Raw genomic sequence first — 22,713 nt, 5'->3', positions numbered from 1 at the left:
ATTGCACAAGTGCTCAGCGGTGTCGGCTGCCGCAGCGAATGTCATAGAGGACCAGCATGGACACCGGAAAACTCGAATTTGGCGCAGATGAAATCGCGCAAATGCAGCGCTTCAACAAGATCCTCGCCTGGCTGCCACGGTTTCGCATCCGCAATCGCGTCCTGCCGCGACTGGTGCAGGCTTTGCTGCGCGTCAGTCAAAAGGCCGGCACAGACAAGCTGCGTAAACATGGTCTCAAGGCCGAGGACATCGTGATTGACTCGAACGGCGTCGCAGTGCCGCTACGGATTATCAGGCCCAAAGGCAAAGCCCGAGGCGTGGTGCTGGATTTTCATGGCGGGGGCTGGGTCATCGGCAACCCGCAGATGAACGATAAGCTCAACGCAGGCATGGTCAATGCGTGCAGCGTGGCGGTGGTTTCGGTGGATTATCGACTGGCGGTCGACACACCGGTCGAGGGGCTGCTGGAGGATTGTCTGGGGGCCGCTCGCTGGCTGCTTGGCTGCAACGAATTCGCTGACCTGCCGGTGATCGTCGTCGGGGAGTCGGCGGGCGGGCATCTGGCGGCGGCGACGTTGTTGGGGCTGCAATCATCGCCCGAATTGCTCAAGCGTATCCACGGTGCATTGCTGTATTACGGCGTCTACGACCTGAGCGGAACCGCCAGCGTCCGCACTGCGACTGCCGACACTCTGGTGCTGGACGGCCCCGGCATGGTTGAGGCGCTACGCCTGCTGACCCCAGGCCTGAGCGACGCGCAACGCCAACAACCTCCGCTGTCACCGCTGTACGGCGACTTCGCCGGCATGCCACCTGCGCTGATGTATGCCGGCGAGCTGGACCCGCTGCGCGACGACACCCTTGAGCTGGCCGCACGCTGGGCAAAGTCGGCAGCGGTTGAGGTGCACCTGCTGCCCGTTTCCGCTCATGGGTTTATCCATTTCCCGACGGCCATGGCCGACAGCGTTCTGGCTCACAGCCGCGCGTGGATCAATCTTCGGATTGCCGCGCAGGAACCCGCCGTGGATCGTTGCGCTCAGCTCACGCCAGCAACTCGGTAATCCACTGAATCTGCTGCGCCATCTCTTGCCGCTTTTCTTCAGGCACAGCCTGGCGCGCCTGGTTCAAGCTGTTCAGGGTTTTCTGTTTCTGGCGCAGCAAGCGCTGCCATTTGGCGATGAATGCGGGACTGCGCGCCTGCATCTGCAACGGGCCGAAATACAACTGTTCAGCGGTGTAGGCCACCGGGCCGGAGCGCTCGGCGACAATGATTTCGTAAAAGAATCGGTTTTCCTGCAGCAATTCCTCGACGAGGATGCGGTAGCCGTTGTCCATCAGCCACTGGCGCAGCGGTTGCTCGCCGCCGTTGGGCTGCAGGATCAGCCGCTCCTGCCCGCTCAGACGCGATTTGCCGCTGTCGAGGATGTCGCGAATGGTCTCGCCGCCCATGCCGCACAGGCTGATCGCGGTGATCCCGTCACCCGGCTCGATCGCCGCCAGACCGCTGGCCAGCCGCACGGCGATGCGCGGCTGCAGATCGTTCTCGCGCACCGTGCGCACGGCCGCGTGGAACGGCGTCAACGCCACCTCACCGGCCACCGCCGCCGCAATGGCGCCGCGGCGCATCAGGGCCACCGGCAAATAACCGTGATCCGAGCCGATATCCGCCAACCGCGCGCCCACCGGCACGTGCGCCGCCACACGCTCCAGGCGCATGGACAAAGTGTGTTCGTTCAACTGCCGCCCCTTTTCCAGCCATAGCCGGCGCTGCAGGCCGGACAAGGGCCGCGACTCTAGCGGGGTGCGGCTGGCATTTCAAATCCCGGTAAGCAGAGGCATGGCTATCTTCTGCGCGACCGCTCTAATAATCTGCGTTCAGCTCTCCCCGGCTGGCTCGAAGTGCCACCTGATAACAACCAATGCAATCAAGGAAGAATCAACATTGAAAACAGCTCTCGGTGCCCTGCTGCTCAGCCTGTCCGCCATCACACTGGCTGACACTCACCCCATCGGCTTTCGCACGACAACCCTGCCGGACTCACAGCGGCCGCTGGAAATGGTCGTCTGGTACCCCACGACCACCACCGCGCCAGCGCAATTGATCGAAGACAGCCCGGTATTTGTCAGTGCGTCTGCCGTACGCGATGAACCGCCGACCGCCGGCGAGCATCCGTTGGTGGTGTTGTCCCACGGTTATCGGGGCAACTGGAGCAACCAGATGTGGCTCGCCAGTGCCCTGGCCGATCAGGGTTACATCGTCGCGGCGGTCAACCACCCCGGCAGCACCACCCACGACCGCAGCCCGCAAGCAGCGGCGCAGTTGTGGCAGCGGCCGATTGATCTGCGGCGAGCAATCGACGCGGTGCTGGCGCGACCGGAGCAATTTGGCGCCGTCGCGCCGCAGCGCATTGCCGTCGTCGGCCACTCGCTCGGTGGCTGGACGGCCCTGGAAATCGGCGGCGCCCGTTTCGATCCCGAGCGTTTTGCCGAGGACTGCAAGGCCCATGCGCAGCTGGCCAGTTGCAGCGTCTACCAACAAATGAATCCCGCCAGCACGCCGCAAGCGAAGGCCGACCTGGCTGCCGACAGGCGTTACACAGCGGTCACCGCCATCGTCTCGCTGGATCTGGGCCTGTCACGCGGCATGACCGACGCAAGCCTCGCGGCGCTGCCCGTGCCAACGCTGGTGATCGCCGCCGGCGCCCCTTCCGAAGATCTGCCTGCGCACCTGGAATCCGCAGATCTGGCCAAACGCCTGCCACCGGCCACCACGCGGTATGTCGAGATCAGCGACGCCACCCACTTCAGCTTCATGTCGATCTGCAAACCGGGGGCAATCGAGATGCTCGAGGAAGATGCACCGGGCGATGGCATCATTTGCCGCGACGGCGACAAGGCGCGCCCGCGTGAGGTGATACAGCAGCAAGTGGTTGCGCTGATCAGCGATTTTCTGGCGTCGCCGAAGCCATGATCGACCGCGAGCTGCTTCTTCTGATCCTGCGCCACCTCAACAGACTCGCCAAATCGCTTCGACCCGGTTCTAATGCCCGCTTGGTGGGCACGCGCCCCGCTCCCTTTCACCGAGTAGAAACATGAACCGTCAAAAGAAACTGCAGCAGTTGTTCAAGGAAAAGGCCAAAAAGGCCAGTGCCAAACTGGCGCCGAAAAAGCCCAAGTACATCAGCAAGGCTGACCGTCTGAAGATGGCCGCAGAGGCGGCGTCGGAACCGGTCGAAACCACCGAGGGCTGATCCCGCTCCGCGTGCGTTATAAAAACGGCGAAATGTTGGCCATTGCCCGTGTGGTGTAGAGGTCTTTCTCGCCAACCGGCGCCACGTAGTGCAGCGCGTTGCGTGCCGCCTCTTCACCGGCAAGACGGGCGATGAACCAGGTCGCCAGATACTGCGAAGCCAGGCAGCCGCCGGCGGTAGCGACATTGCCCTTGGCTACGAACGGTTGATTGAGCACCGCCACGCCGGCCTCCTCCACCCAGGGTTTGGTAGTCAGATCCGTACACGCCGGAACCTCGTTCAACAAGCCGAGTTTTGCCAGAATCAGCGCGCCCGAGCACTGGGCGCCCAACAGTTGCCGCGCCGGATCGAACTGCAGACGCGACATCAGTTGGGCATTCGCCACGATGTCCCGGGTCATGCTCCCGCTACCCACCAATACCGCGTCCGCGGCGCAGGCCTGCTCCAAAGACATCTGTGCCTCGATCACCAGGCCGTTCATGGACCGCAGCTTGTCCGTGGGGCCAGCGATCGACACTCGCCAACCGGGCTGTTTAACCCGGTTGAGAATGCCGTACGCGATGAGCGAATCCAGTTCGTTGAAACCTTCAAAAGTCAGGATGGCGATGTGCATGATGAGCCTCGTGCCAGGTTGCCGGTGGCTCATCGTAAAATCGGCCAATCAATACAATCAAAAAATTGTCATGACTACATTCTTAGCCGACTAGCCGACTAGCCGACATCGACAGGCCGTCGACTGGCCAGCCAGGCGCCCCAGAAGAGACTGCTGAAAAAACGCGTCGCCTCGCCAAATCCCGCTTCATCCAATAACGCCTGAACCGCCGCCTCGGACTGCGGCGGATCCGCGCCCTGCAGGATTTTCCCCAGCTTGGCCGCCACCTCGTCAGCACTCGCGCCCTGCTGCCGCCATCTCTGCCCCCACGCCTGCAGCAATAACGGTTGGCTGGCATAGGCGTAATGATTACCCGCCACAATCAGCGGCGCCCCCGGTTTCAGCCGCTGCTGAATCGAACGCAGGATGTGACGCTTGGGCTCATCGCCATTGAGGTGATGGAGCACGCCAATCAAGGTCGCCGCATCGAAGGCGGGTTCGGCCGGTAAATCATCGACATGCCCCAGATGCAATGCCGTTCGGTGCAGCAATCCATTGGCCTGCAATTGCTCCGTCGCGGTTTCGAGCATGGGTGCCGAAGGGTCGACCGCAGTGAAGCGCCAGTCCGGTTCCAGCGCAGCCATCGCGATGATTTCCTGCGCCGTACCACCCACGCCAACCACCAGCACATTGGCCGGACGTGACGGGCCGAGGGTGGCGGCCAACATGCACGCCGCCAGATCGTGACAGGCGTCGTAACCGGCCAATGCGATGCGGCTTTGTTTGCCGTATTCGCTGGCGCGAGAGGTGTCGAATTTTTCTGCAGGGTGGGTCGAGGATGAGGCCACGGCGATTCTCCTTATCGTTGGAGCACGCTACGCCGGTGAATGAGATAAGAAAAATGGATTAATTTCATAAGGCGCATTCCTGCAAGGAATGTGGGTCGGGCCTGACAGCGCGCAAAACGACTGTAGCTTTCGGCCAAAGCCTGTAGGAAAGTTGCCTGCATCGACTGCTGAATGAAAAGGCCAATACCCCATGAAGCCTCTGGATCTGACGCGCTTCGACCTCAATCTGCTGGTGGTGCTTGAGGCACTTTGGGCTGAGAGGCATGTCGGTCGCGCCGCGCAAAAACTGCATTTGTCGCAGTCGGCCACCAGCCACGCCTTGTCGCGGTTGCGCACGGCTTTTGATGATCAACTGTTCATTCGCAACCCGCGCGGGATGGCGCCGACGCCGCTGGCGGTCGAGTTGATGCCCCGAGTCGCGGCGGTGCTCGAGTCGGTGCGGCTGGTTGCCAGCCCCCGGGGGCCGTTCGATCCGGCACGCTTGCAGGCGACGCTCTCGGTGGCGGCCACCGATCATGCGGTGTTGACCGTCATCGCCCCGGCGCTGGCGAACATTCAGGCTGCCGCGCCGGAGGTGGTGCTGAAAATCGGGCCAGTGGATGGCGATTCAGCGATGCGCCAGCTGGATGCCGGTGAGATCGACCTTGTGCTGGGTTCGGGCTCGTTTGCCCAGATTCCGCAGCGCTTCGACTGCCAATTGGCGCACAAGGAGCGCTTCGTCGGCATCGCGCGCAAGGGTCATCCGGCGCTGGTCAAGCGCGGCAAGACGCTGCACATGGCGCTGGAGGACTTTACCCGTCTGCCGCACATTCTGGTTTCACCTCGCGGCGATAGTCGGGGCGCTGTCGACGATGCGCTGGAGCTGCTCGGCCACAGTCGCCAGATCAGCGTCACCTGCCCTAGCTTTCTGGCGGTGCCGTTCCTGGTCGGCGCTTCGCAATCAATCGCCGTGATCGCCGAACGGGTCGCCTTGCAGATGCAGGAAACCGCGCAACTGAGCCTCTTCGAACTGCCGCTGGCACTGCCCACCTGGGAGGTGCTCGTCATCCGGGCGCGGGGCCGCGCCAACGAACCGGCCGTCGAGTGGCTCACCAACATGCTGATCACCAACTGACGATCAATCTCGTGCATCGAGATGCTGCGCCAATGCCATTGGATCGTCAGCCTCGGTCCTCCTAGAGTGCGGATGTCGTTCATCAGCCCCTCCGGAGTACCGCATGAAACCCCAGCCCACCCTGGTCATGATCCCTTGCTTCGCCGGGGCGCCATGGCAGCTAGAACAGATGGTCCACTTACAGGATCGCGCCATGCGCACCCTGCGTTTACCCGACGACGTGCGCGACCTGGAAAAACTGACCAACTTCATCGTTGATCAGGTGCAGGATCTGGAGAGCTATGTGCTGGTCGGCGACTCCTACGGCGCGGTCGCCTCGATTGCGGTTGCAACGCGCCAGCCCAAAGGCCTCAAGGGGTTGGTGCTGTCCGGCGGCTTTGCCAAAAGCCCGATCACTTCACCCCTGCTCAAGACCCTGGCCGCGTTGGCACCGTTGTTCCCCGGGCCGTTTTACCGCCAGACAACCTTGCGCTTTCACGCGGCTCAGTTGGCGTCGTCGTTCGACCAGGAAGGAGAAATCCCCTGGTCAACCGCCAAGAGCCGCGCCTTCTTCATCAAGGAGACGCCGCACAAGGCCTACGTCAACCGCGTGCGTTCGATCGAGAAAGTCGACTACACGCCCTTGCTGAAGAAGATCGACATGCCGACGCTGATCCTGACTCCCGAAGAGGACAAGCTGATCGGCAAGGAGGCGGCGGGGATCCTGCTCAAAGGCATACGGGGTTCTCAGGAAGTCATCATGCTGCGCACCGGTCATATGTTCAGGTTCTCGCATCCGGGGGCGTACTCGCTGGAGGTGAGGAAGTTTCTGGAGCGGATGGTGCTTTGAGCGGGTATATGGGCTGCTTACCTGTCTGTGTTCGTCTGCCGCAGAACCGTAAACCGGAACGCTTGGGCCGCTCTGTCGATGAAAAATCCAGACCTTTGACAACTTGTCAATAGTACAGGCGGGCGACTGTGCGGGAGGCAGCGCGGTAGTAGGCTTGCATGGCGTCAACTGCGCGAGTGCCCGATCTGTTCGGATTATCGATTAAGGCAGGTCAGGCCAATGCTTAAGCCGCATATCAGATAACTGAAAGGATTCGAACATGAAAAAGTCCATTACTGCTCTGGCCGTATCCACGATGCTCGCTTTCACCGCAACGATCGCGAATGCTTCCGTGCATCCGACCACCCTCAAGGCTCCCCAGACCGTCAATCAGGTAACAGCCTCTATCGACACGCCGTTCGGAACCCATCGAACGGCTGGCGCAATCCAGATGGCCAGCCTGGCCAGAAGTTGCTCCGATGATCGATATTCCTGGTGGGAATACAGCGGTTGGGAAATCGTCGCTTGTCTCGGAAGCGGCCAGTGGTAATTATTCAGACGAGCCTGGTGCGTGACGTGCGTGGTGAGCACGCACCAGAGCCTGTTGCTGCATGCTGAAGTGCTTCGCCTATTGCCTCATACGAAGCATCGACGACCGAGCTGTGCGCATTTCTGGCCTGTCGCTGGCCGCCACAGACAGCCGCAAATCGACCCTTTGTCGCCTCTCTGCCCCTCACACCATTTAAGGTGTCTACTGCTGATTAGGCCCTGTACCTACAAAGCGGTGCGCGCGATGAACAACGATCAGATGGCACCTGAGACAAAAGGCGTTTCGGTGGAGTTACTGGCAACGATTGATCTTGGCCCGGAGATCGAAGGCATGGCCGGGCGCCAACTCAGGATGCGCAGGGTGACCATCGAACCTGGCGGCGTCTTCGGCCCGATTCACAACCATGTAGACCGGCCAGGCACCGTCTACATACTGCAAGGCATCATCACTGATCATCGAGATGGCGTCGCCAGGGACTATGGGCCGGGCGTGGGCTGGCCCGAGGACAGGCACACCACGCACTGGCTGGAGAACAGAGGCACGGTTGCGGCGGTGGAGATCTCGGTCGATATTGTCAGGCAGGCGTGAACAGCACCTGCCCTGCCCGGCTGAAATTTTTCTCGTCGGCCGGTTCGATCACCTAACCTCATAGTTTGTGTGATCAACGAGAACCGGTCCTGCCCATGCGCAACGCCTTGAAGTCATTGTTATTTGTGACGCTGGCCCTGCTCGCTCCGAGCGGTTCGGCGCTGTGGGCGGCGGATTTGCCGGCGCCGTCGGTGACCACCACGGCGCCGCTGGTGGAGGTGTCGCAAAGCGATCTGCAAGCCCTGCAATTGCGCCTCGACGGGTTGAAGCAGCAGATTTCCGCCGCCAACAATTACAACCAGCTCGAAGGCCCGCAGGACCGGGTGCAGACGTTCATCCTGGATGTCGATCGGTTGTCGGCGTTGTTGTTGCCGCAGCAGGCGCAACTGGCGGTGCAATTGGGCGTACTCGGCGCGGCGCCGGATACCCAGATTGCTGCTGAACAAGTCGATATCGCCGCGCAACGGGCGACACTCAGTGAGCAAAAGAACAAAGTCGATGCGACGCTCAAGAGTCTCACCGCGCTCAAACAAAGCGCCGCCGACCTGATCACACAAATTGCCGGCATCCGGCGCACGCTGCTCGAAAGCGAACTGACGCTGCGCACCGACAGTATTCTGAGTCCGGACTTCTGGTCGCCATTGGTTTCGCCGGCCCCCGACGACAGACAGCGGCTGAATTTTTTCATCGCTCAAGTGAACAGCACATGGGCCACGGTGTGGGCCCCCGGGCAGCGTTTTTTCACTTGCGTGCTGGTGCTGTTGGCCCTGGTTTTCTGGACCCTCGGACGCCGCTTCGCCGAGCGCGGACTGACCTGGGTGTGCATCCATCGTATGCCGGAGGGGCGCCTGCGCCGTAGCGCACTGGCGTTCGCCTCGGCGCTGGCGACCCTGGGCACCACGGCCATCGCCCTGCACCTGCTGTTCTATGCCTGCACCCGCCACGAGCCATTGACTCCGATGCTGTCGACTTTTTCCGAGGAGTTCGAAAAAGCCGTTTACGCCTGCGCCCTGATCACCGCCCTGAGCCGCGCGCTGCTGTCGACGCAACATCCCTCGTGGCGGTTGCCGGCGATTGCCGATGCCGTGGCGCTGACGCTGAGGCCTTTTCCGCGGATTCTCGCCGGCACCCTGTTGGTACTGGTGACGCTGGTGCAGGTCAGCAACGCCACCGGCATGAGCAGCCAGATCGTGATCGCCCAGCGCGGGGTGATTGCCATCGTGGTGATCGCGATTCTGGTGCCGATGCTGATGCGCACCGGCAAGGTGCGCAAGGCGTTGATCACCGCCAATGACCCGGAGGCCGGCAGCACGTTTGCCGGGGTGATCTACAGCGTGGCCACGGTGTCGATGTGCGTGTCGGCGCTGGCCCTGCTCACCGGTTATGTGTCGCTGGCGCGGTTCATTACCTATGAACTGGTGTGGGCTTATATCGTGCTGTCGGGGTTCTATCTGCTGATTCAGGTGGTCAAGGACGCCTGCGAATACCTGTTCTCGCCGCGCTATTCGGCCGGCAAGACCATCAAGCAAACACTGGGCATGGGCGACCGGCGGCTGGAGCAAATCTCGACAGTGCTGTCCGGCGCCAGCCGCGCCGGGCTGTTGTTGCTGGCGGTGATCGCGCTGTTCGTCGGCGGCATCGGCACCACGCTCGGCCAGTTGACCACCAACATCATGGGCATCCTCGGCGGCGCCGGTTTGCGCAAGCTGAACATCGTGCCCGCTCACCTGATCAACGCAGTGCTGGCGCTGCTGATCGGCATCTACCTGATCCGCGCCCTGCGCCGCTGGCTCGACAACGAGTTTCTGCCCAAGACCGACATGGACCCGGGCATGTGCGCGTCGCTCAGCACGCTGTTTTCCAACATCGGTTATGCCGCAGTCATCCTCCTGACCCTGTCGTCACTGGGCGTGCGCTGGACCAACCTGGCGTGGATCGTCAGCGCCCTGTCGGTGGGGATCGGCTTCGGCCTGCAGGAGATCGTCAAGAACTTCGTGTCCGGGCTGATCCTGCTCACCGAGCGTCCGGTGAAGGTCGGCGACCTGATCAGCATCAGCGGCGTCGAGGGCGACATCCGCCGGATCAACGTGCGCGCCACGGAAATCCAGCTCAGCGACCGCTCCATCGTCATCGTGCCCAACTCGCAGCTGATCTCGCAGAACCTGCGCAACGTCACCCTCGGCGGCAGTGCCCAGGGGGTGGCGAGCCTGGAACTGATGTTCCCGCTGGACATCGACCCCGAACAGATCAAGGAACTGCTGCTGAACACCTACCGGGAAAACGAAAACATCCTCGATAAACCGGCGTCGTACGTACGCTTCAGCAAGCTTTCGCCGGACGGCATCACCCTGACGATCACGGGCTACGTCGGCAGCCCACGGATCGTTGGCGGGACCAAGAGTGATCTGCTGTTCGAGATTCTCAAGCGCTTGGGGGATGCCGGCATTGCGTTGGCGAAACCGGCGTCCACCCCCTGAAAGACCATTAAGCCCTGTGGGAGTGAGCCTGCTCGCGAAGAGGCCGGCACAGGCAATATCTCTAGCGACTGACACACCGCCTTCGCGAGCAAGCTCGCTCCCACAGGGTTCTGCGATTAATACAGATTAGGCAATCTGACCGAGATCATTGTAGGAGTGAGCTTGCTCGCGAAGAGGCCGGCACAGGCAATATCTCTAGCGACTGACACACCGCCTTCGCGAGCAAGCTCGCTCCCACAGGGTTCTGCGATTAACACAGATTTGGCAATCTGACCGAGATCATTGTAGGAGTGAGCCTGCTCGCGAAGAGGCCGGCACAGGCAATATCTCTAGCGACTGACACACCGCCTTCGCGAGCAGGCTCACTCCCACACGGTTCTGCGATTAATACAGATTAGGCAATCTGACCGAGATCATTGTAGGAGTGAGCCTGCTCGCGAAGAGACCGGCACAGGCAATATCTCTAGCGACTGACACAACGCCTTCGCGAGCAGGCTCACTCCTACAGGGTTCTGCGGTGAACACTGAATGGATGCTTGCCACTGATTCCATGTGGGCGCGAGCCTGCTCGCGAATGGACTCAGGCCGGCGCCCAGCGCCGGTGCAACCACCGCGCAAACGCATCCAGCGCAAAGCCCAGCACGCCGATCAGCAGGACCATCGCCATCAGTTCCGAATACGCCAGGCGATCCCGCGTATCGAGAATGAAGTAACCCAGCCCTGCGCTGACTCCGAGCATTTCGCACGGCACCAGCACGATCCACAGTATGCCGATCGACAGCCGCACCCCGGTCAGCACATGCCCGAGCACACCGGGCAGGATCACTTTGCGCAGGGTTTCCCAGCGGGTGGCGCTGAGGCTGCGACTGAGCTGCAGCCAGCGCGGATCGAGCTGGCGCACGCCGGCCACGGTGTTGAGCAGGATCGGCCACACCGCAGCGAAGGTCAGCAGAAAGTAGATCGGCTGATCGCCAACGCCCATCAGCATCACCACCACCGGCATCCACGACAGCGGCGAGATCATCCGCAAAAACTGAAACGCCGGAGTGGTCGCCGCTTCCAGATGCCGATAGCTGCCGATCATCAGCCCCAGCGGCACGCCGATCAGCAACGCCAGCAGCAGGCCGACCAGAATTCGCTTCAGGCTGACCAACACGTGTTCGTACAGCTCCGGGCGCAACAGCAGTTCGCCGAGGCTGGCGAGCGTCGCTTGCGGGGAAAAACGCAGCGCCAAGCCGTCATTCGCCGAGGATGTGCGCCGGGCTGTTACCCAGTAGCAGAATCCGCTCGGAGAGCAGCAGGGCTTCGTCGATGTCATGAGTGATCAACACGGCTGCGGTGTGGTGTTCGGCAATCAGTTGCAGGAGCAATTGCTGCATGTCGGCGCGGGTGATTTCATCCAGCGCGCCGAATGGCTCATCGAGCAACAGCACCTGCGGCTGACGCGCCAGACAACGGGCCAACGCGGTGCGCTGGGCCATGCCCCCGGACAACTGCGCCGGGTGCTGCAACCGCGCGTGTTCGAGGCCGACGGCGGCAATCGCGTGGTCGATCCGCGCCTTGCGCTGCTCGGCCGTCAGGTGCGGCTGGCGGGCGAAATCCAGACCGAAAGCGACGTTCTTTTCCAGGGTCAGCCACGGCAGCAGACTCGGGTCCTGAAACGCCACCGCCACCCGAGGGTGCGCGCCGGTCAGTGGTTCGCCGAGCAGACTCACCCGGCCCTGCTGCGGTGCCTGCAAACCGGCCAGCACCCGCAGCAGACTGGATTTGCCGACGCCACTGGGGCCAAGAATCGTCACCACTTCACCGGGCTGCAATTGCAGATCGAAGTGTTCCAGCACGGTGTGCCAGCCCTGCTCCCGGGGGTAACCGAGGCTGATGCCGTGCGCCTCCAGCAACGCTGCAGTCATGCCGTCGCTTCCCGTTTCTGCCGCTGCAATTCGGCGCGCAGTTGCACCAGACTCGGGGTGACAATCGGCACGAACGCCGACTCGCGCCAGCGCCGGGCGAAGCCACTGCCGTGCTCGGTCAGATAAGCCCTGCCGCCGCTGGCCTGCAGTTCCAATTGCACGGCACTGGCGGCGGATTCGGCCAGCGCAATGCGGATCTGAAACAAGGCGCCCGGTTGGGTCAGAAAACGCCCATCGTGCAGGCCTTGTTTGAGCTCGCTGACGGTCTGCGCCAGTTGCTCGCGTTGCTCATGCAGCGGCTCCAGCAGGATCGAGCGGCCGTCCTGCAAATGCCCTTCGACCTCTGCCAGCGCACGGCGCGCCAGACCGATCGCCATGCCGCACTGCAAGCCAAGAAACGCCGGGCGCACCGCCGGCAGAAACTTGCGCGCATCCTCATGCAGCAGCCATTCGCGACCAACCGCCACGTGCGCGAAATCGATGGCCGCGGTGTTGCTCGATTGCAGCCCCATCAGTTGCAGATCAGCGGAACGTTGCACGCCGGCAGCGTCATCCGGGATCGCCAGCACGAACGGCGAACCGCCCTCCTCGTGCTCGATCGCCGCCGCCACGACGAAACCGCTTTGGCGCAGATTGGTCACCCAGTGCAGGCGCCCCTTCAAGGTCCAGCCGTCAGCGGCGTTGGCCGCGCGCACTTGCAGCGCTTCGATGCCGGACAGAAACTTCATCGCGTTGGACAAACCGGTGGCCCCGGCCAGTTCACCGCTGAGCAACGACGGCAGCAATTTGTCTCGCAGCGCAGTGTTGGGGCTGTGCAGCAAGTATTCGATAAAGGCGCGCTGGCCCCAGAACACAAACGCTGCGGCCAATGAATGGCTGGCGACGGCGGCCAGGGTTTCCACGGCATCACTGACGTGACCACCGCTGCCGCCCAGTGCCGGGCTGATACCGACGCGCAGCACCTCGGCCCGCGCCAGTTGCGTCAGCACCTGCTGCGGATCGCCGTCGCCCGCATCCAGGGCCTGGGCGTTGTGTTCCAGCCATTGAATCAATGCCGGATTGAGCATGTCGTTTCTCTCCTTGTACGCAGCCGCATCAACCATAGACGATGCTGCCTGAAGCGCTGGCCGATTACGCGCGATACGGCGCCAGCTCGGGGTTGAGCGGCGTGTCGGCGAACACGTTGGCGAAGTTGCACAGGGTCGCCAGGCTGACACCAAGGATCACTTCCAGCGCATTGCCTTCGGTGTAGCCGGCGGCTTTGAATTCAATGAAGGTCTGATCGCTGACCTTGCCCCGGGTGGCAATCACTTCGCGGGCAAACGCGGCCAACGTTTCCAGTTTTTCCACGGGCACGGTGGCTTTCTCACGCAGCGCACTGACCACTTGCGGCGGCAGTTTTGCCTTATTCAGCGCGACGGCGGTATGACCTGCGACACAGAAATCGCAACCATGGTGGGTGGCGGCAATCAGTTGCACCACTTCACGCTCGGCGAGGCTGAGTTCGGCTTTGCCATTGAGCGCCGATACCGTAACGTAGGTTTCCAGCGCGGCCGGGGCGTTGGCCAGCACGGCCAGCAGGTTGGGGATGAACCCGGAATTTTTCTGCGCATTTTCGAGGAACGGCCGGGCCGCTTCGGGTGCGCTTTGCAGGGTGTGTAAGGTGACTCGCGACATGGTGCAGACTCCTGCTGATGAGTGTCCGGCAAGTCTGTTGGTTATAAAAATTCCGATCCATATTCTAAAGTAGCGATTACTTGCTCCTGAGTGTTTCCATTAGATGATTTCGTCCAGCCCACTGGTTGATTGGTTATTAGAATGCCTCGAACTCGACGCCAACCTGTTCCACGTCGGCCGCTATTGCGGTGGCTGGCACGCCAGCACGCACGGGCTGGCGCGCGCAAGTTTTCACCTGATCGTGCAGGGCCATTGCTGGCTGCATATCGAAGGTCATCCAGCGGCCTTGCGCCTGGATAGCGGCGATGCGGTGTTCCTGCTGCGGGACCTGAATTACCGGCTCTCCAACACGGACAATTCAGCCATCGCCCAGACGCTGCCACGCATGGCGATGACCGCGCTCGACAGTCAGGCGCAGGACGGTGTCGGGCTGGTTTGCGGCTTCTTTCATTTCAAATCCGGGTTGTCATCGCTGATCATCGAAGGCCTGCCGGACTGGATCATCCTGCGCGCCGGCGACCCGGGCTCCAATGCGGCGCGGGCCTTGTTCGAACTGATCCTGCAAGAATGCGAACGCCTGCCGGCGCCCTCCTCGGCGCTGCTCGAGCGCTTGAGTCATCTGCTGTTTCTTTACGTGCTGCGCCAGCAAATGGCCGACAACCAAAGCCTCGGCGGCCTCGTGGCACTGGCGCGTAATCCGCAGTTCGCGCCGTTGCTGGATCAGTTGATCGAGCAGCCGCAATTGCCGTGGTCACTGGAGAGCATGGCGGCGAGCATCGGCCTGTCGCGCTCGGCGTTTTTCAAGCGTTTCAATGAACTGGCCGGGCAGTCGCCGGGGCAAGTGTTGCTGGCCCTGCGCATCCGCCACGCCTGCCAGTTGCTGCGCGCCAACCACACGGTGGAACAGGTATGCGCGGCGGTGGGCTATCAGTCGATTGCCGCGTTTACCCGGGCGTTTGCCAAGTCGGTGGGGGTGCAACCGGGGGCGTATCGCAAGCAGCATGAGGGGCGCTGAGCGAGACGTTAGCTGGAAACCACCGCCACACTCATAGAGTTCCTTAACGCCGATGGGCCAGCGAACGCACCAGCCGGTCGCCCAGGCTTTGCACGCCCTGCACGAGGATGACCAGCACCACCACGGTGGCGACCATCACTTCATTGTTGAAACGCTGATAGCCATAACGGATCGCCAGATCACCCAGCCCGCCACCGCCGATGACGCCGGCCATAGAGGAAAAACCGATCAGCATCACCAGCGTCAGGGTGATCCCCGCCAGCAAGGCCGGCAGCGCTTCGGGCAGCAAAACCTTGAAAATCACGTGGCGGATGTCGCCGCCCATGGCGAGGATCGCTTCGATCCGGCCCTTGTCGACTTCGTCCAGCGCGTTCTCGACGATCCGCGCAAAAAACGGAAACGCGCCAATGGTGATCGGCACCACCGCCGCCGTGCTGCCCAGCGTCGTGCCGACCACCAGACGGGTCAGTGGAATCAACGCGATCAGCATCACCACGAACGGCAGCGAGCGCCCCAGATTGACCAGCGAACCCAACGCCGCATTCAGCCGCGGCATCGGCCACAGTCCGTCGCGCCGGCTGACAAACAGCAACACCCCCAGCGGCAAACCGATCAGCAGCGTGAACAGCCCCGCGAGCAATACCATGTACAGGGTTTCGCCGGTGGCGTTGAACACCAGTTGCAGGATTTCATCCCAGTTGATCGTGCGGTTCATGACTGGGCCGCCCGTACGCCGTATTGCTTGAGAAAACTCAGCCCCGGCGCGGCATGCCCCAGTGGCAGACCGCAAGTCGGACGCAGCGAGGCACCCAGCCGCGACTGCGGATCCGCCAGCAGGCGCGGCACCGGCCCGGCCTCGACCAACCGGCCGCCGGCCATGGACGCGGCGTGATCACAGATCGACTTGACCACGTCCAGCTCATGGGTGATCAGCACGATGGTCAGGCCCAGTTGCCGATTGATGTCGCGCAGCAGTTCGAGAATCGACGCCGTGGTTTCCGGGTCCAGCGCGCTGGTGGCCTCGTCCGACAGCAGATACGCCGGCTCGGCTGCCAGGGCGCGGGCAATCCCCACCCGCTGTTTCTGGCCACCGGACAACTGCGAGGGAAAGGCTTGCGCCTTGTCACTCAAACCGACCAGCTCCAGCAGTTCGCGCACGCGCACATGGCGCCACGGTTTGCCGACCTTGGCGATCTCCAGCGGCACGGCGATGTTGTCGAACACGGTGCGCGAATGCAGCAGGTTGAAGCCCTGGAAAATCATGCCGATGCGCTGACGCTGGCGGCGCAGGTCGCTGGCAGAGAGCGTCAGCAGGTCTACGCCGTCGATCAGGATACGCCCGCTGTCCGGGCGTTCGAGCAGGTTGAGGCAACGCAACAGGGTCGATTTGCCCGCACCGCTACGCCCGAGAATGCCGTAGATCGCGCCATCGGGAATGCTCAGCGACACCTGATCGAGCGCCGGTGCAGCGGCCGACGGATACGTTTTGCTCAACTGCTCGACGACGATCATGGCTTGGCATCCACCACTGGAATCACCGAGCCATTGAAGTTATCGGTGATGTATTTCGCCACTTGCGGCGATGTCAGGTCCTTGGCCAGTTGCGCGATCCGTGGATCGTTCTGCAACGTCGGCGTGGTCACCAGAATGTTGGCGTACGGATTGTGCTCGGCTTTCTCCAGCCCCAGCGCATCCCTGGCCGGCACCAGCCCGGCTTCCAGCGCGTAATTGCCGTTGATCACAGCGAGGTCGACATCGTCCAGCGCCCGGGGAATCTGCGGCGATTCGATTTCGAGGATCTTCAGCTGTTTCGGGTTCTCGGCGATGTCCTTGGGCGTGGCCTGATCAGCCGCCGGATCGTTGAAACCGGGCTTGAGTTTGATCAGCCCGTTGTCCTGCAACAGGTACAGCGCACGGCTCAGGTTGGTGACGTTGTTCGGCACGGCGACAGTGCCTTTTTCCGGCACCTCGGCGAAGCTTTTGTGCCGATGCGAATAAATCCCCAGCGGCTCGATATGCACCGTGGCAGCCACCGCGAGTTTTTGCCCGAGCGCTTGCTCCTGGGATTTCAGATACGGCAGATGCTGGAAGTAATTGGCATCGACATCGCCGTGCACCAGCAGCTCGTTGGAGTTCACGCCGTTGGGGATCTCGATGACCTTGAGGTTGAGTTGCGGATCGATTGTCTGAATGTAGGCCAGAATCTGCGCGTGGGGCACCGGGTCAGCGGCCACCCGCAACGGCTCCAGTGCCTGAGCGCCGAACGAAGTCACCAGCGCGCCGAGCACGGCCAGCGTCAAACCTGCTTTTTTCAACATGTGCGGAGTCCTTGAGCGAGTGATGAATCAGGCGTTGGCGGTCTTGCGAAGCGGTGCTGCGGGAATCAGCGCGTCGGCATAAAAGCGCCGGGCGACGTCGGGGTGCGAACGCAACCGACCCTTGAGGTAGTTCCAGCCGACATCGCGAAACAGCGGATTGAGCGGATCACTCGCCGGGCCACGTGCTTCGCGCAACAGCACGGTCGGCAACGGATACAGCGGCACCACGGCGTCGAGTTGCGCGCCGAGGAAAAACGCGATGGACAGCCGCTCGCTGCCTTCGGGCGGCGACACCACGCGATGCACGGTGGCGCGCAAATAGCCGTTGGTGGCCAGCTCCAGCAGTTCGCCAATGTTCACCACTAGCGTGTTGTCGCGGGGCAGCGCATCGATCCAGCACCCCTCCTCGACCTCCACTTGCAACCCCGCCTGCTGGTCTTGCAGCAGAAAGCTGAGGAACCCCGAATCCTTGTGCGCGCCGACGCCCTGATGACTGGCCGCGCTCGACTGCCCCGGATAGCGCATCAGCTTGATGTGCTCGTTGGGCTTGTCGCCGTACAACCGGTCAAAGGCATCGGCCGGCAACGACAGCGCCTCGGCAAACGCCCGCAACAGGCGCAACGACATACGCGTCATCGCCTGCTGCCAGTCGAGCAGCAACGGCTTGAGTGGCGGCAAGGCCTGCGGCCATTGGTTGGGTCCCTGCAACTGCGCCCACAGCGGGCTGTCCGTCAGCAACGGCAACGCCTCGCGCTCGGCCCCCAGATCAAACTGCTCGCGCAGATCAGGCTGACCGCGAGTGATCTCGGAAGCGGCACGGTTGTAACCGCGAAAGTGCGGCGAATTGATCATGCCGACAGCGCTTTTATCGCCGTCCGGCAAGGCAAAGAACTGCCGCGCCTGATCCTGGACCTGCGCCAGCAAGCCACTGTCGATGCCATGCCCGGTCAGGTAAAAGAACCCGACATCCCGAGCAGCATGGCGCAGGTCTTCGAGAAATTGCCGGCGCTGCTGCGCCGAGCCGTCGAGCAGCGAAAGATCAAGAATAGGCAGCGTGTTGATGACTGGTGCGTGCGGCATGATTCACTCCCGTGTGAATCAAACCTGAAGAGCCTGTGATCGATTCAGCGTGTGCCGTCATGGCAATCGGGAGGTCTATCGGTTTGATGCTTTGGTTCGTCTGTGAGCCAAAACTAAACGATATTAAAAACGACGGACAAATATCTTTTTTGCATTAGCTTAGCGCTGGTGATGATCAGCGTGAGTGCATGTGAGGTAGCACTCCTTGGCTCTTGCAGACCGAACATTGGCTGAAAATTGACAGGCCCGGCGCCGTGTTAGGATCAAAAGGAGAAGATCGAGGGCTTTCCACATGAAGGCATCAACAACTGAAAACGTCGCAACTGAAGTTCGCAAGCTCGCCAAAGCGCATCAGGTTACTGCTGAACGTGATGGTCTGAGCTATATGGCAGTCACCATCACGCGTCTGGTGGGCGATGACATCGAGTTGGATGACGTTGGGCAACTGCTCGTCAATCTCAAAAGAAAGGGCGTTCTGAATAAGTCAGAATTCATGGCCCTTCAAGGTCGCTACCTGGAAGAAAAAAGGCGTTCGCAAAATCCGCAAAACGCATGATGCTCGTCCCTTTCGGCGATTTTGAGGGTGAGCTACAGCAGCCCTACAGAATTTACAAATCGTAGCCCATTGAGCCCTCAGCCGTATTCTCCCGTCGTTTACTTGAGGCTAAGTTGTGCCTCCAGCCTGCAGAAGACTGATGACCGAAAAAACAAAAGCCTGCTTTCCAAAGCAGGCTTTTAGTCTGGCAACACCCCTTACTTCTGCGCCGCCGTGATCGCCGAATAACTGTTCATCAGATTCCGATAGTTGGGAATCCGCTGCGACAGCAGGTTGCCCAGCCCTTCGATGTCGTTGCGCCAGTCGCGGTGCAGTTCACAGGCCACCGAGAACCAGTTCATCATCTGGGCACCAGCCTGGGTCATGCGGTTCCAGGCGGCTTGCTGGACGGTGGTGTTGAAGGTGCCGGAGGCGTCGGTGACGACGAACACGTCGAAGCCTTCCGCCAGCGCCGACAGGGTCGGGAATGCTACGCAGACATCAGTCACGACGCCGGCAATGATGATCTGCTTGCGGCCGGTGGCCTTGATGGCCTTGACGAAGTCTTCGTTGTCCCAGGCGTTGATCTGGCCTGGGCGGGCGATGTACGGCGCGTCGGGGAACATTTCCTTGAGTTCCGGAACCAGCGGGCCGTTCGGGCCTTGTTCAAAACTGGTGGTGAGGATGGTTGGCAAGTTGAAGAATTTTGCCAGGTCGGCCAGGGCCAGTACGTTGTTCTTGAATTCGTTCGGCGTGAAGTCCTGAACCAGAGAAATCAGACCGGTCTGGTGGTCGACCAGCAGGACTACGGCGTCGTCTTTGTTCAGGCGGTTGTAGGTTGCAGTGCTCATGTTTGAATCCCTTTTCTTGGTTGTGGTGGTTGGGGTTGCGTTGAACATGGGCACAGATTACGGACACAGCCTGAACGGATAAATCCGTTGAAAAGCGTTTCACTGTCAACTCAAAGCAGACAATCAAGCCGAGTGGCACAGGCGCCCCACCCCGCTTGAAGCCCCCGCTCACTCGGGGGCCGGCAACGGTTTGGCGATCATCAGGCTGCACGGTGCCCGGTTCAGGACACTCTCCACGGTCGCGCCGATGAAGCCGTCCAGCCCGCGCTGATAGGCAGTGCCGAGCACCAACAGGTCGCACTGGCTCCGGGAGGCGAACTGCTCGATCACCAGATGCGGAATGCCGGTCAATTGGTGGCGACAGTGCATCGCAATGTCATAGCGTTCAGCCAGCGCATCAAAAGCCTCTTGCTGGGTGTCGTTGATCGCCTCGCACAGGCTGTGATCCAGGCTCAGGGTCGGCACGCTCATCGCCGCATCGCCTAATACCGACCAGTTACTGACGTTGAGGATGTGCAAGGTCGCGCCGCATGCGCCTGCCAGCGTTGCGGCCAGGTCGAGGATGCGTTCGTTGAGGCCCTGGGTCAGGTCTTCCAGATGCGAAAGATCAACCGCCGCGAGTATTGTCAGCGGCAGCGGATGACGGGCGTCGATAACCAGATGCACGGGGGCCGGACAGTCGCGCAGCAGCAGCCAGTCCAGCGGTCGGTGGAACGCCCGATTCAGCGCCGGGACATGATGGGCATCCTTGATCACCAGATCAGCCCGATAGTCATTGATGTATTCAAGCATGTGCGCCGGCGTGGCCCGGGCCCAGACCACTTCGCTGGTGACCTGCACGCCACTGCCTGCCTGAAACCGTGCCTGCTGCTCCAGCCAGTGTCGATGCACCTGCAAGTAACCTTCGCGGGCCTGGGCCATCGCGTCGTGGTCGAACAGGCCGGCCACCGCCAACGCCTGCACATAGTCGAACGCCACGATGTGCAGCGCCGCACCGGTGGCCTCGGCCAGGGCCCGCGCTCGATCGAATGCCGGAGTTCGGATCATTTCGGTGGGAGCAATCAACAGCATACGTTTGAGCTTGAGCATCACAGACCTCGCCCTGGCAGCACGAGGCTGGCCCGTTGGCCAGCCTGACATCCCTGTCGATTACATATCGACGACCAAGCCAGTATCCGGCGATGCCCTTGCAGGACTCTGATTTTTATCAAGCGATGGCAGATGTGCAGCAGTGCATCCAGTGCGCTTTGTCCGTTCGTCACCTGCCACTGCTGATGCCGGAATAAGCTCAGCGCCCGAAACCCACAACACCTATGCTCAATGCACCCACAGAGGCGTAATAGCTCCCATGTCAGAAGTACTTCCGTTCCACGCGCAGCATCTCAAGGCCGCGTGCTCCAACTGCAGCGTGCTGGAGTTGTGTCTGCCGATCGGCTTGAACGGTGCGGAAGTCGAGCGTCTGGACACGCTGATCGTGCAGCGGGTCAAAGTCAAAAAGGGCACGGCGCTGTACCGCACCGGCGATCCCCTGCGTTCGCTGTACGCCGTGCGGATCGGTTCGTTCAAGACCAGCATGCTGTCAGTCGACGGGCGTGAACAGGTCACCGGGTTTCACATCCCGGGCGAGATGCTTGGGCTGGACGCCATCAGCGCCGACGAGCATGCCTGCAACGCCTTTGCGCTGGAGGACAGCGAGGTCTGCCCGATCCACTTTGCGCACCTGGAAAAGCTCGCGCAGAACCTGCCGTCGCTGCAGCACAACCTCAACCGGTTGCTGAGCCGTGAAATCGTGCGTGACCACAGTATGTTGATGCTGATGGGCAACATGAACTCGGATGAGCGGCTGGCGGCGTTTCTGCTCAATCTGTCGCAACGCTTGAGCATCCGCGGCTATTCCTCCAAGGATTTCGTGCTGAAAATGCGCCGCGAGGAAATCGGCTCCTACCTCGGGTTGCGCCTGGAAACCATCTGCCGCGGCATCGCCCACCTGCGCGATCAGGGGCTGGTGGAAATCAGCGGCCGCAACGTCCGGATCCAGAACATGGACGGCCTCAAGCAATTGCTTGCCGGCTGCCACCGCTCGCCTCGCTGATCCCTGCTCCGGCGAGCGCTAGCCAGCGTCGCCGCATTGTCTGACCGCCAGAATGCTGCCCGGCACTGAATACAACGCGCGCTCGGTGTTGCTGCCGATCAAGCGATCCATGCCGACCCGATGCGCCGTGCCCATCACCACCACGTCCGCCAGGTATTGCTCGACAAACTCGCTGATCACCGGCACCGGCAAGCCCATGGCAAAATGCCGACGCTCCGGTGGCACGCCGTAGCGATCAGCCAGGGTGACGAAGGCCTGATGCAGGGACTCGCGCAGCTCTTCGACGAAGTTGCCGTTCCAGCCGCCGGTGACCAGCGGCGCATCACCGTTGAACGCCGCCGACAAGTCGTAAGCGTACAGCAGGTGCAACGGCGCATCGCACTGCAGGGCCAGAGCATTGGCGGTCTGGATGATGGTGTCGTTCAAGCCGTTGATCTGCGTGGCCGGATCGAACGGGTCCACTGCCGCCACCACTCGGTGCGGTAAGGCGTAACGAATCTGATTGACCAGGTGCACCGGGACCGGACATTCGCGCAGCAAGTGGCAATCAAGCGGCGTGACGAAGACCCGTTTGAGCACCGGCTCCAACGTCACATCCTTGATCAGCAGATCGGGCTTGAGGGTCTGCACGGTCTTGAGGATTTCCAGCAACGGATGGGTGGTGAACACCACGTCCACGGTGACCTTCAGGCCATGGCCGTTGAGCCGTTCGACCTCATCGGCGATCCAGCGTCGGTAGCGGCGCAGATAGCGTTGCGCGTCGACCTCATCGATCTTGTCTTCCCACAGGTGCGCCACCGGCACCGGTTCGACAAAGGCCCGCACATCCAGCGCAGCCCCGCTCGCCTTGGCCAGTGCCATTGCGCGCAGCATGGCGGGCGACTGATGCAGGGTCTGGTCGGCGACCAGCAGCAAACGTTGATATTGCCCCATCACACACCTCCGCTCGGCACCGGCGCTGACAGGCCGGCAAGGTTTCAGCCTGCGCTCGCGGCCCCCTGCCTGAC

23 protein-coding genes and 2 pseudogenes are annotated in these 22,713 nt (G+C 61.7%); 11 read left to right on the top strand and 14 right to left on the bottom strand.

The window, feature by feature from the left end; all coding sequences use genetic code 11:
• The first annotated feature begins 56 nt into the window (after positions 1-56).
• Positions 57-1,061, top strand: a complete 1,005-nt coding sequence (locus NN484_RS24070; protein ID WP_274658086.1) for an alpha/beta hydrolase — start codon at positions 57-59, stop codon at positions 1,059-1,061.
• On the opposite strand, the gene NN484_RS24065 is transcribed toward NN484_RS24070, so the two are convergent.
• Positions 1,042-1,737, bottom strand: a complete 696-nt coding sequence (locus NN484_RS24065) for a tRNA (adenine(22)-N(1))-methyltransferase (RefSeq protein ID WP_281430557.1) — start codon at positions 1,735-1,737, stop codon at positions 1,042-1,044. The two genes, NN484_RS24070 and NN484_RS24065, sit on opposite strands and share 20 nt — an antisense overlap.
• 205 nt (positions 1,738-1,942) lie before the next feature.
• Between NN484_RS24065 and NN484_RS24060 the strand changes: the two genes are divergently transcribed.
• Together NN484_RS24060 and NN484_RS24055 are read left to right on the top strand one after the other, a co-directional pair.
• The gene (locus tag NN484_RS24060; protein ID WP_274658085.1) at positions 1,943-2,971 is read left to right on the top strand and encodes an alpha/beta hydrolase family protein; all 1,029 of its coding nucleotides are present in this window, start codon (positions 1,943-1,945) and stop codon (positions 2,969-2,971) included.
• Between the two features lie 121 nt (positions 2,972-3,092).
• The gene (locus NN484_RS24055) at positions 3,093-3,251 is read left to right on the top strand and encodes a DUF2986 domain-containing protein (protein ID WP_127651907.1); all 159 of its coding nucleotides are present in this window, start codon (positions 3,093-3,095) and stop codon (positions 3,249-3,251) included.
• A 16-nt stretch (positions 3,252-3,267) separates the two neighbouring features.
• On the opposite strand, the gene NN484_RS24050 is transcribed toward NN484_RS24055, so the two are convergent.
• The gene (locus NN484_RS24050; RefSeq protein ID WP_274658084.1) at positions 3,268-3,864 is read right to left on the bottom strand and encodes a DJ-1/PfpI family protein; all 597 of its coding nucleotides are present in this window, start codon (positions 3,862-3,864) and stop codon (positions 3,268-3,270) included.
• A gap of 98 nt (positions 3,865-3,962) precedes the next feature.
• Positions 3,963-4,691: a class I SAM-dependent methyltransferase gene (locus tag NN484_RS24045; RefSeq protein ID WP_274658083.1), complete on the bottom strand. Its 729-nt coding sequence runs from the start codon at positions 4,689-4,691 to the stop codon at positions 3,963-3,965.
• Between the two features lie 190 nt (positions 4,692-4,881).
• Between NN484_RS24045 and NN484_RS24040 the strand changes: the two genes are divergently transcribed.
• The 5 genes from NN484_RS24040 (at position 4,882) to NN484_RS24020 (ending at position 10,228) form a co-directional block, all read left to right on the top strand.
• Complete coding sequence (locus tag NN484_RS24040; RefSeq protein WP_274658082.1) at positions 4,882-5,805, top strand: LysR family transcriptional regulator; 924 nt, start codon at positions 4,882-4,884, stop codon at positions 5,803-5,805.
• Between the two features lie 103 nt (positions 5,806-5,908).
• Complete coding sequence (locus NN484_RS24035; RefSeq protein ID WP_274658081.1) at positions 5,909-6,634, top strand: alpha/beta fold hydrolase; 726 nt, start codon at positions 5,909-5,911, stop codon at positions 6,632-6,634.
• Positions 6,635-6,893: 259 nt separating this feature from the next.
• Positions 6,894-7,163: a hypothetical protein gene (locus tag NN484_RS24030; protein ID WP_127651902.1), complete on the top strand. Its 270-nt coding sequence runs from the start codon at positions 6,894-6,896 to the stop codon at positions 7,161-7,163.
• A 243-nt stretch (positions 7,164-7,406) separates the two neighbouring features.
• Entirely contained in the window at positions 7,407-7,751 is a 345-nt protein-coding gene (locus NN484_RS24025; protein ID WP_127651901.1) for a cupin domain-containing protein, read from the top strand.
• Between the two features lie 95 nt (positions 7,752-7,846).
• Positions 7,847-10,228 carry a DUF3772 domain-containing protein gene (locus NN484_RS24020; protein ID WP_274658080.1) on the top strand — a complete coding sequence of 794 codons (2,382 nt, stop codon included), beginning with the start codon at positions 7,847-7,849 and terminating at the stop codon, positions 10,226-10,228.
• A gap of 580 nt (positions 10,229-10,808) precedes the next feature.
• Here the strand turns inward: NN484_RS24020 and NN484_RS24015 are convergent.
• From NN484_RS24015 to NN484_RS24000, 4 genes and pseudogenes are all read right to left on the bottom strand, one after another.
• Positions 10,809-11,474 (bottom strand): annotated as a pseudogene (locus NN484_RS24015) (ABC transporter permease); the annotation flags it as partial.
• A pseudogene (locus NN484_RS24010) lies at positions 11,470-12,138 on the bottom strand (ABC transporter ATP-binding protein); the annotation flags it as partial. The pseudogenes NN484_RS24015 and NN484_RS24010, both read right to left, overlap by 5 nt.
• Positions 12,135-13,205: an acyl-CoA dehydrogenase family protein gene (locus NN484_RS24005; protein WP_274658079.1), complete on the bottom strand. Its 1,071-nt coding sequence runs from the start codon at positions 13,203-13,205 to the stop codon at positions 12,135-12,137. The gene NN484_RS24005 and the pseudogene NN484_RS24010, both read right to left, overlap by 4 nt.
• A 64-nt stretch (positions 13,206-13,269) precedes the next feature.
• Entirely contained in the window at positions 13,270-13,815 is a 546-nt protein-coding gene (locus tag NN484_RS24000) for a carboxymuconolactone decarboxylase family protein (RefSeq protein WP_274658078.1), read from the bottom strand.
• 103 nt (positions 13,816-13,918) lie between these two features.
• Here NN484_RS24000 and NN484_RS23995 point away from each other — a divergent pair, with 103 nt between their 5' ends.
• Entirely contained in the window at positions 13,919-14,830 is a 912-nt protein-coding gene (locus NN484_RS23995; RefSeq protein WP_274658077.1) for an AraC family transcriptional regulator, read from the top strand.
• Positions 14,831-14,873: 43 nt separating this feature from the next.
• Here NN484_RS23995 and NN484_RS23990 read toward each other — a convergent pair whose 3' ends face one another.
• From NN484_RS23990 to NN484_RS23975, 4 genes are read right to left on the bottom strand one after another with little or no spacing between them, the layout of a single operon-like run.
• Positions 14,874-15,545, bottom strand: a complete 672-nt coding sequence (locus tag NN484_RS23990) for a methionine ABC transporter permease (protein ID WP_343228788.1) — start codon at positions 15,543-15,545, stop codon at positions 14,874-14,876.
• Positions 15,542-16,342, bottom strand: a complete 801-nt coding sequence (locus NN484_RS23985; protein WP_274658076.1) for a methionine ABC transporter ATP-binding protein — start codon at positions 16,340-16,342, stop codon at positions 15,542-15,544. Before NN484_RS23985 ends, NN484_RS23990 begins: the two co-directional genes overlap by 4 nt.
• On the bottom strand, positions 16,339-17,148 hold the full coding sequence (locus NN484_RS23980) for a MetQ/NlpA family ABC transporter substrate-binding protein (protein ID WP_274658075.1): 810 nt from the start codon (positions 17,146-17,148) through the stop codon (positions 16,339-16,341). The genes NN484_RS23985 and NN484_RS23980 overlap by 4 nt, the downstream gene beginning before the upstream one ends.
• Before the next feature lie 27 nt (positions 17,149-17,175).
• On the bottom strand, positions 17,176-18,228 hold the full coding sequence (locus NN484_RS23975; protein ID WP_274658074.1) for an isopenicillin N synthase family dioxygenase: 1,053 nt from the start codon (positions 18,226-18,228) through the stop codon (positions 17,176-17,178).
• 292 nt (positions 18,229-18,520) lie between these two features.
• Here NN484_RS23975 and NN484_RS23970 point away from each other — a divergent pair, with 292 nt between their 5' ends.
• Entirely contained in the window at positions 18,521-18,784 is a 264-nt protein-coding gene (locus NN484_RS23970) for a hypothetical protein (protein WP_274658073.1), read from the top strand.
• Positions 18,785-18,981: 197 nt separating this feature from the next.
• Here NN484_RS23970 and ycaC read toward each other — a convergent pair whose 3' ends face one another.
• The gene (ycaC, locus tag NN484_RS23965) at positions 18,982-19,614 is read right to left on the bottom strand and encodes an isochorismate family cysteine hydrolase YcaC (RefSeq protein ID WP_215500797.1); all 633 of its coding nucleotides are present in this window, start codon (positions 19,612-19,614) and stop codon (positions 18,982-18,984) included.
• A 168-nt stretch (positions 19,615-19,782) separates the two neighbouring features.
• Positions 19,783-20,703 (bottom strand): universal stress protein, encoded by a 921-nt coding sequence (locus tag NN484_RS23960; protein WP_127651887.1) that lies wholly within the window; start codon positions 20,701-20,703, stop codon positions 19,783-19,785.
• Positions 20,704-20,962: 259 nt separating this feature from the next.
• Between NN484_RS23960 and fnr the strand changes: the two genes are divergently transcribed.
• Entirely contained in the window at positions 20,963-21,706 is a 744-nt protein-coding gene (gene fnr, locus NN484_RS23955) for a fumarate/nitrate reduction transcriptional regulator Fnr (protein ID WP_215500799.1), read from the top strand.
• 18 nt (positions 21,707-21,724) lie between these two features.
• On the opposite strand, the gene NN484_RS23950 is transcribed toward fnr, so the two are convergent.
• Entirely contained in the window at positions 21,725-22,639 is a 915-nt protein-coding gene (locus tag NN484_RS23950; RefSeq protein ID WP_127651885.1) for a universal stress protein, read from the bottom strand.
• Positions 22,640-22,713 lie beyond the last annotated feature (74 nt).

Source organism: Pseudomonas serboccidentalis (genome assembly GCF_028830055.1).
Classification (GTDB): domain Bacteria; phylum Pseudomonadota; class Gammaproteobacteria; order Pseudomonadales; family Pseudomonadaceae; genus Aquipseudomonas; species Aquipseudomonas serboccidentalis.
This window is presented reverse-complemented; position numbering and strand designations above follow the sequence as displayed.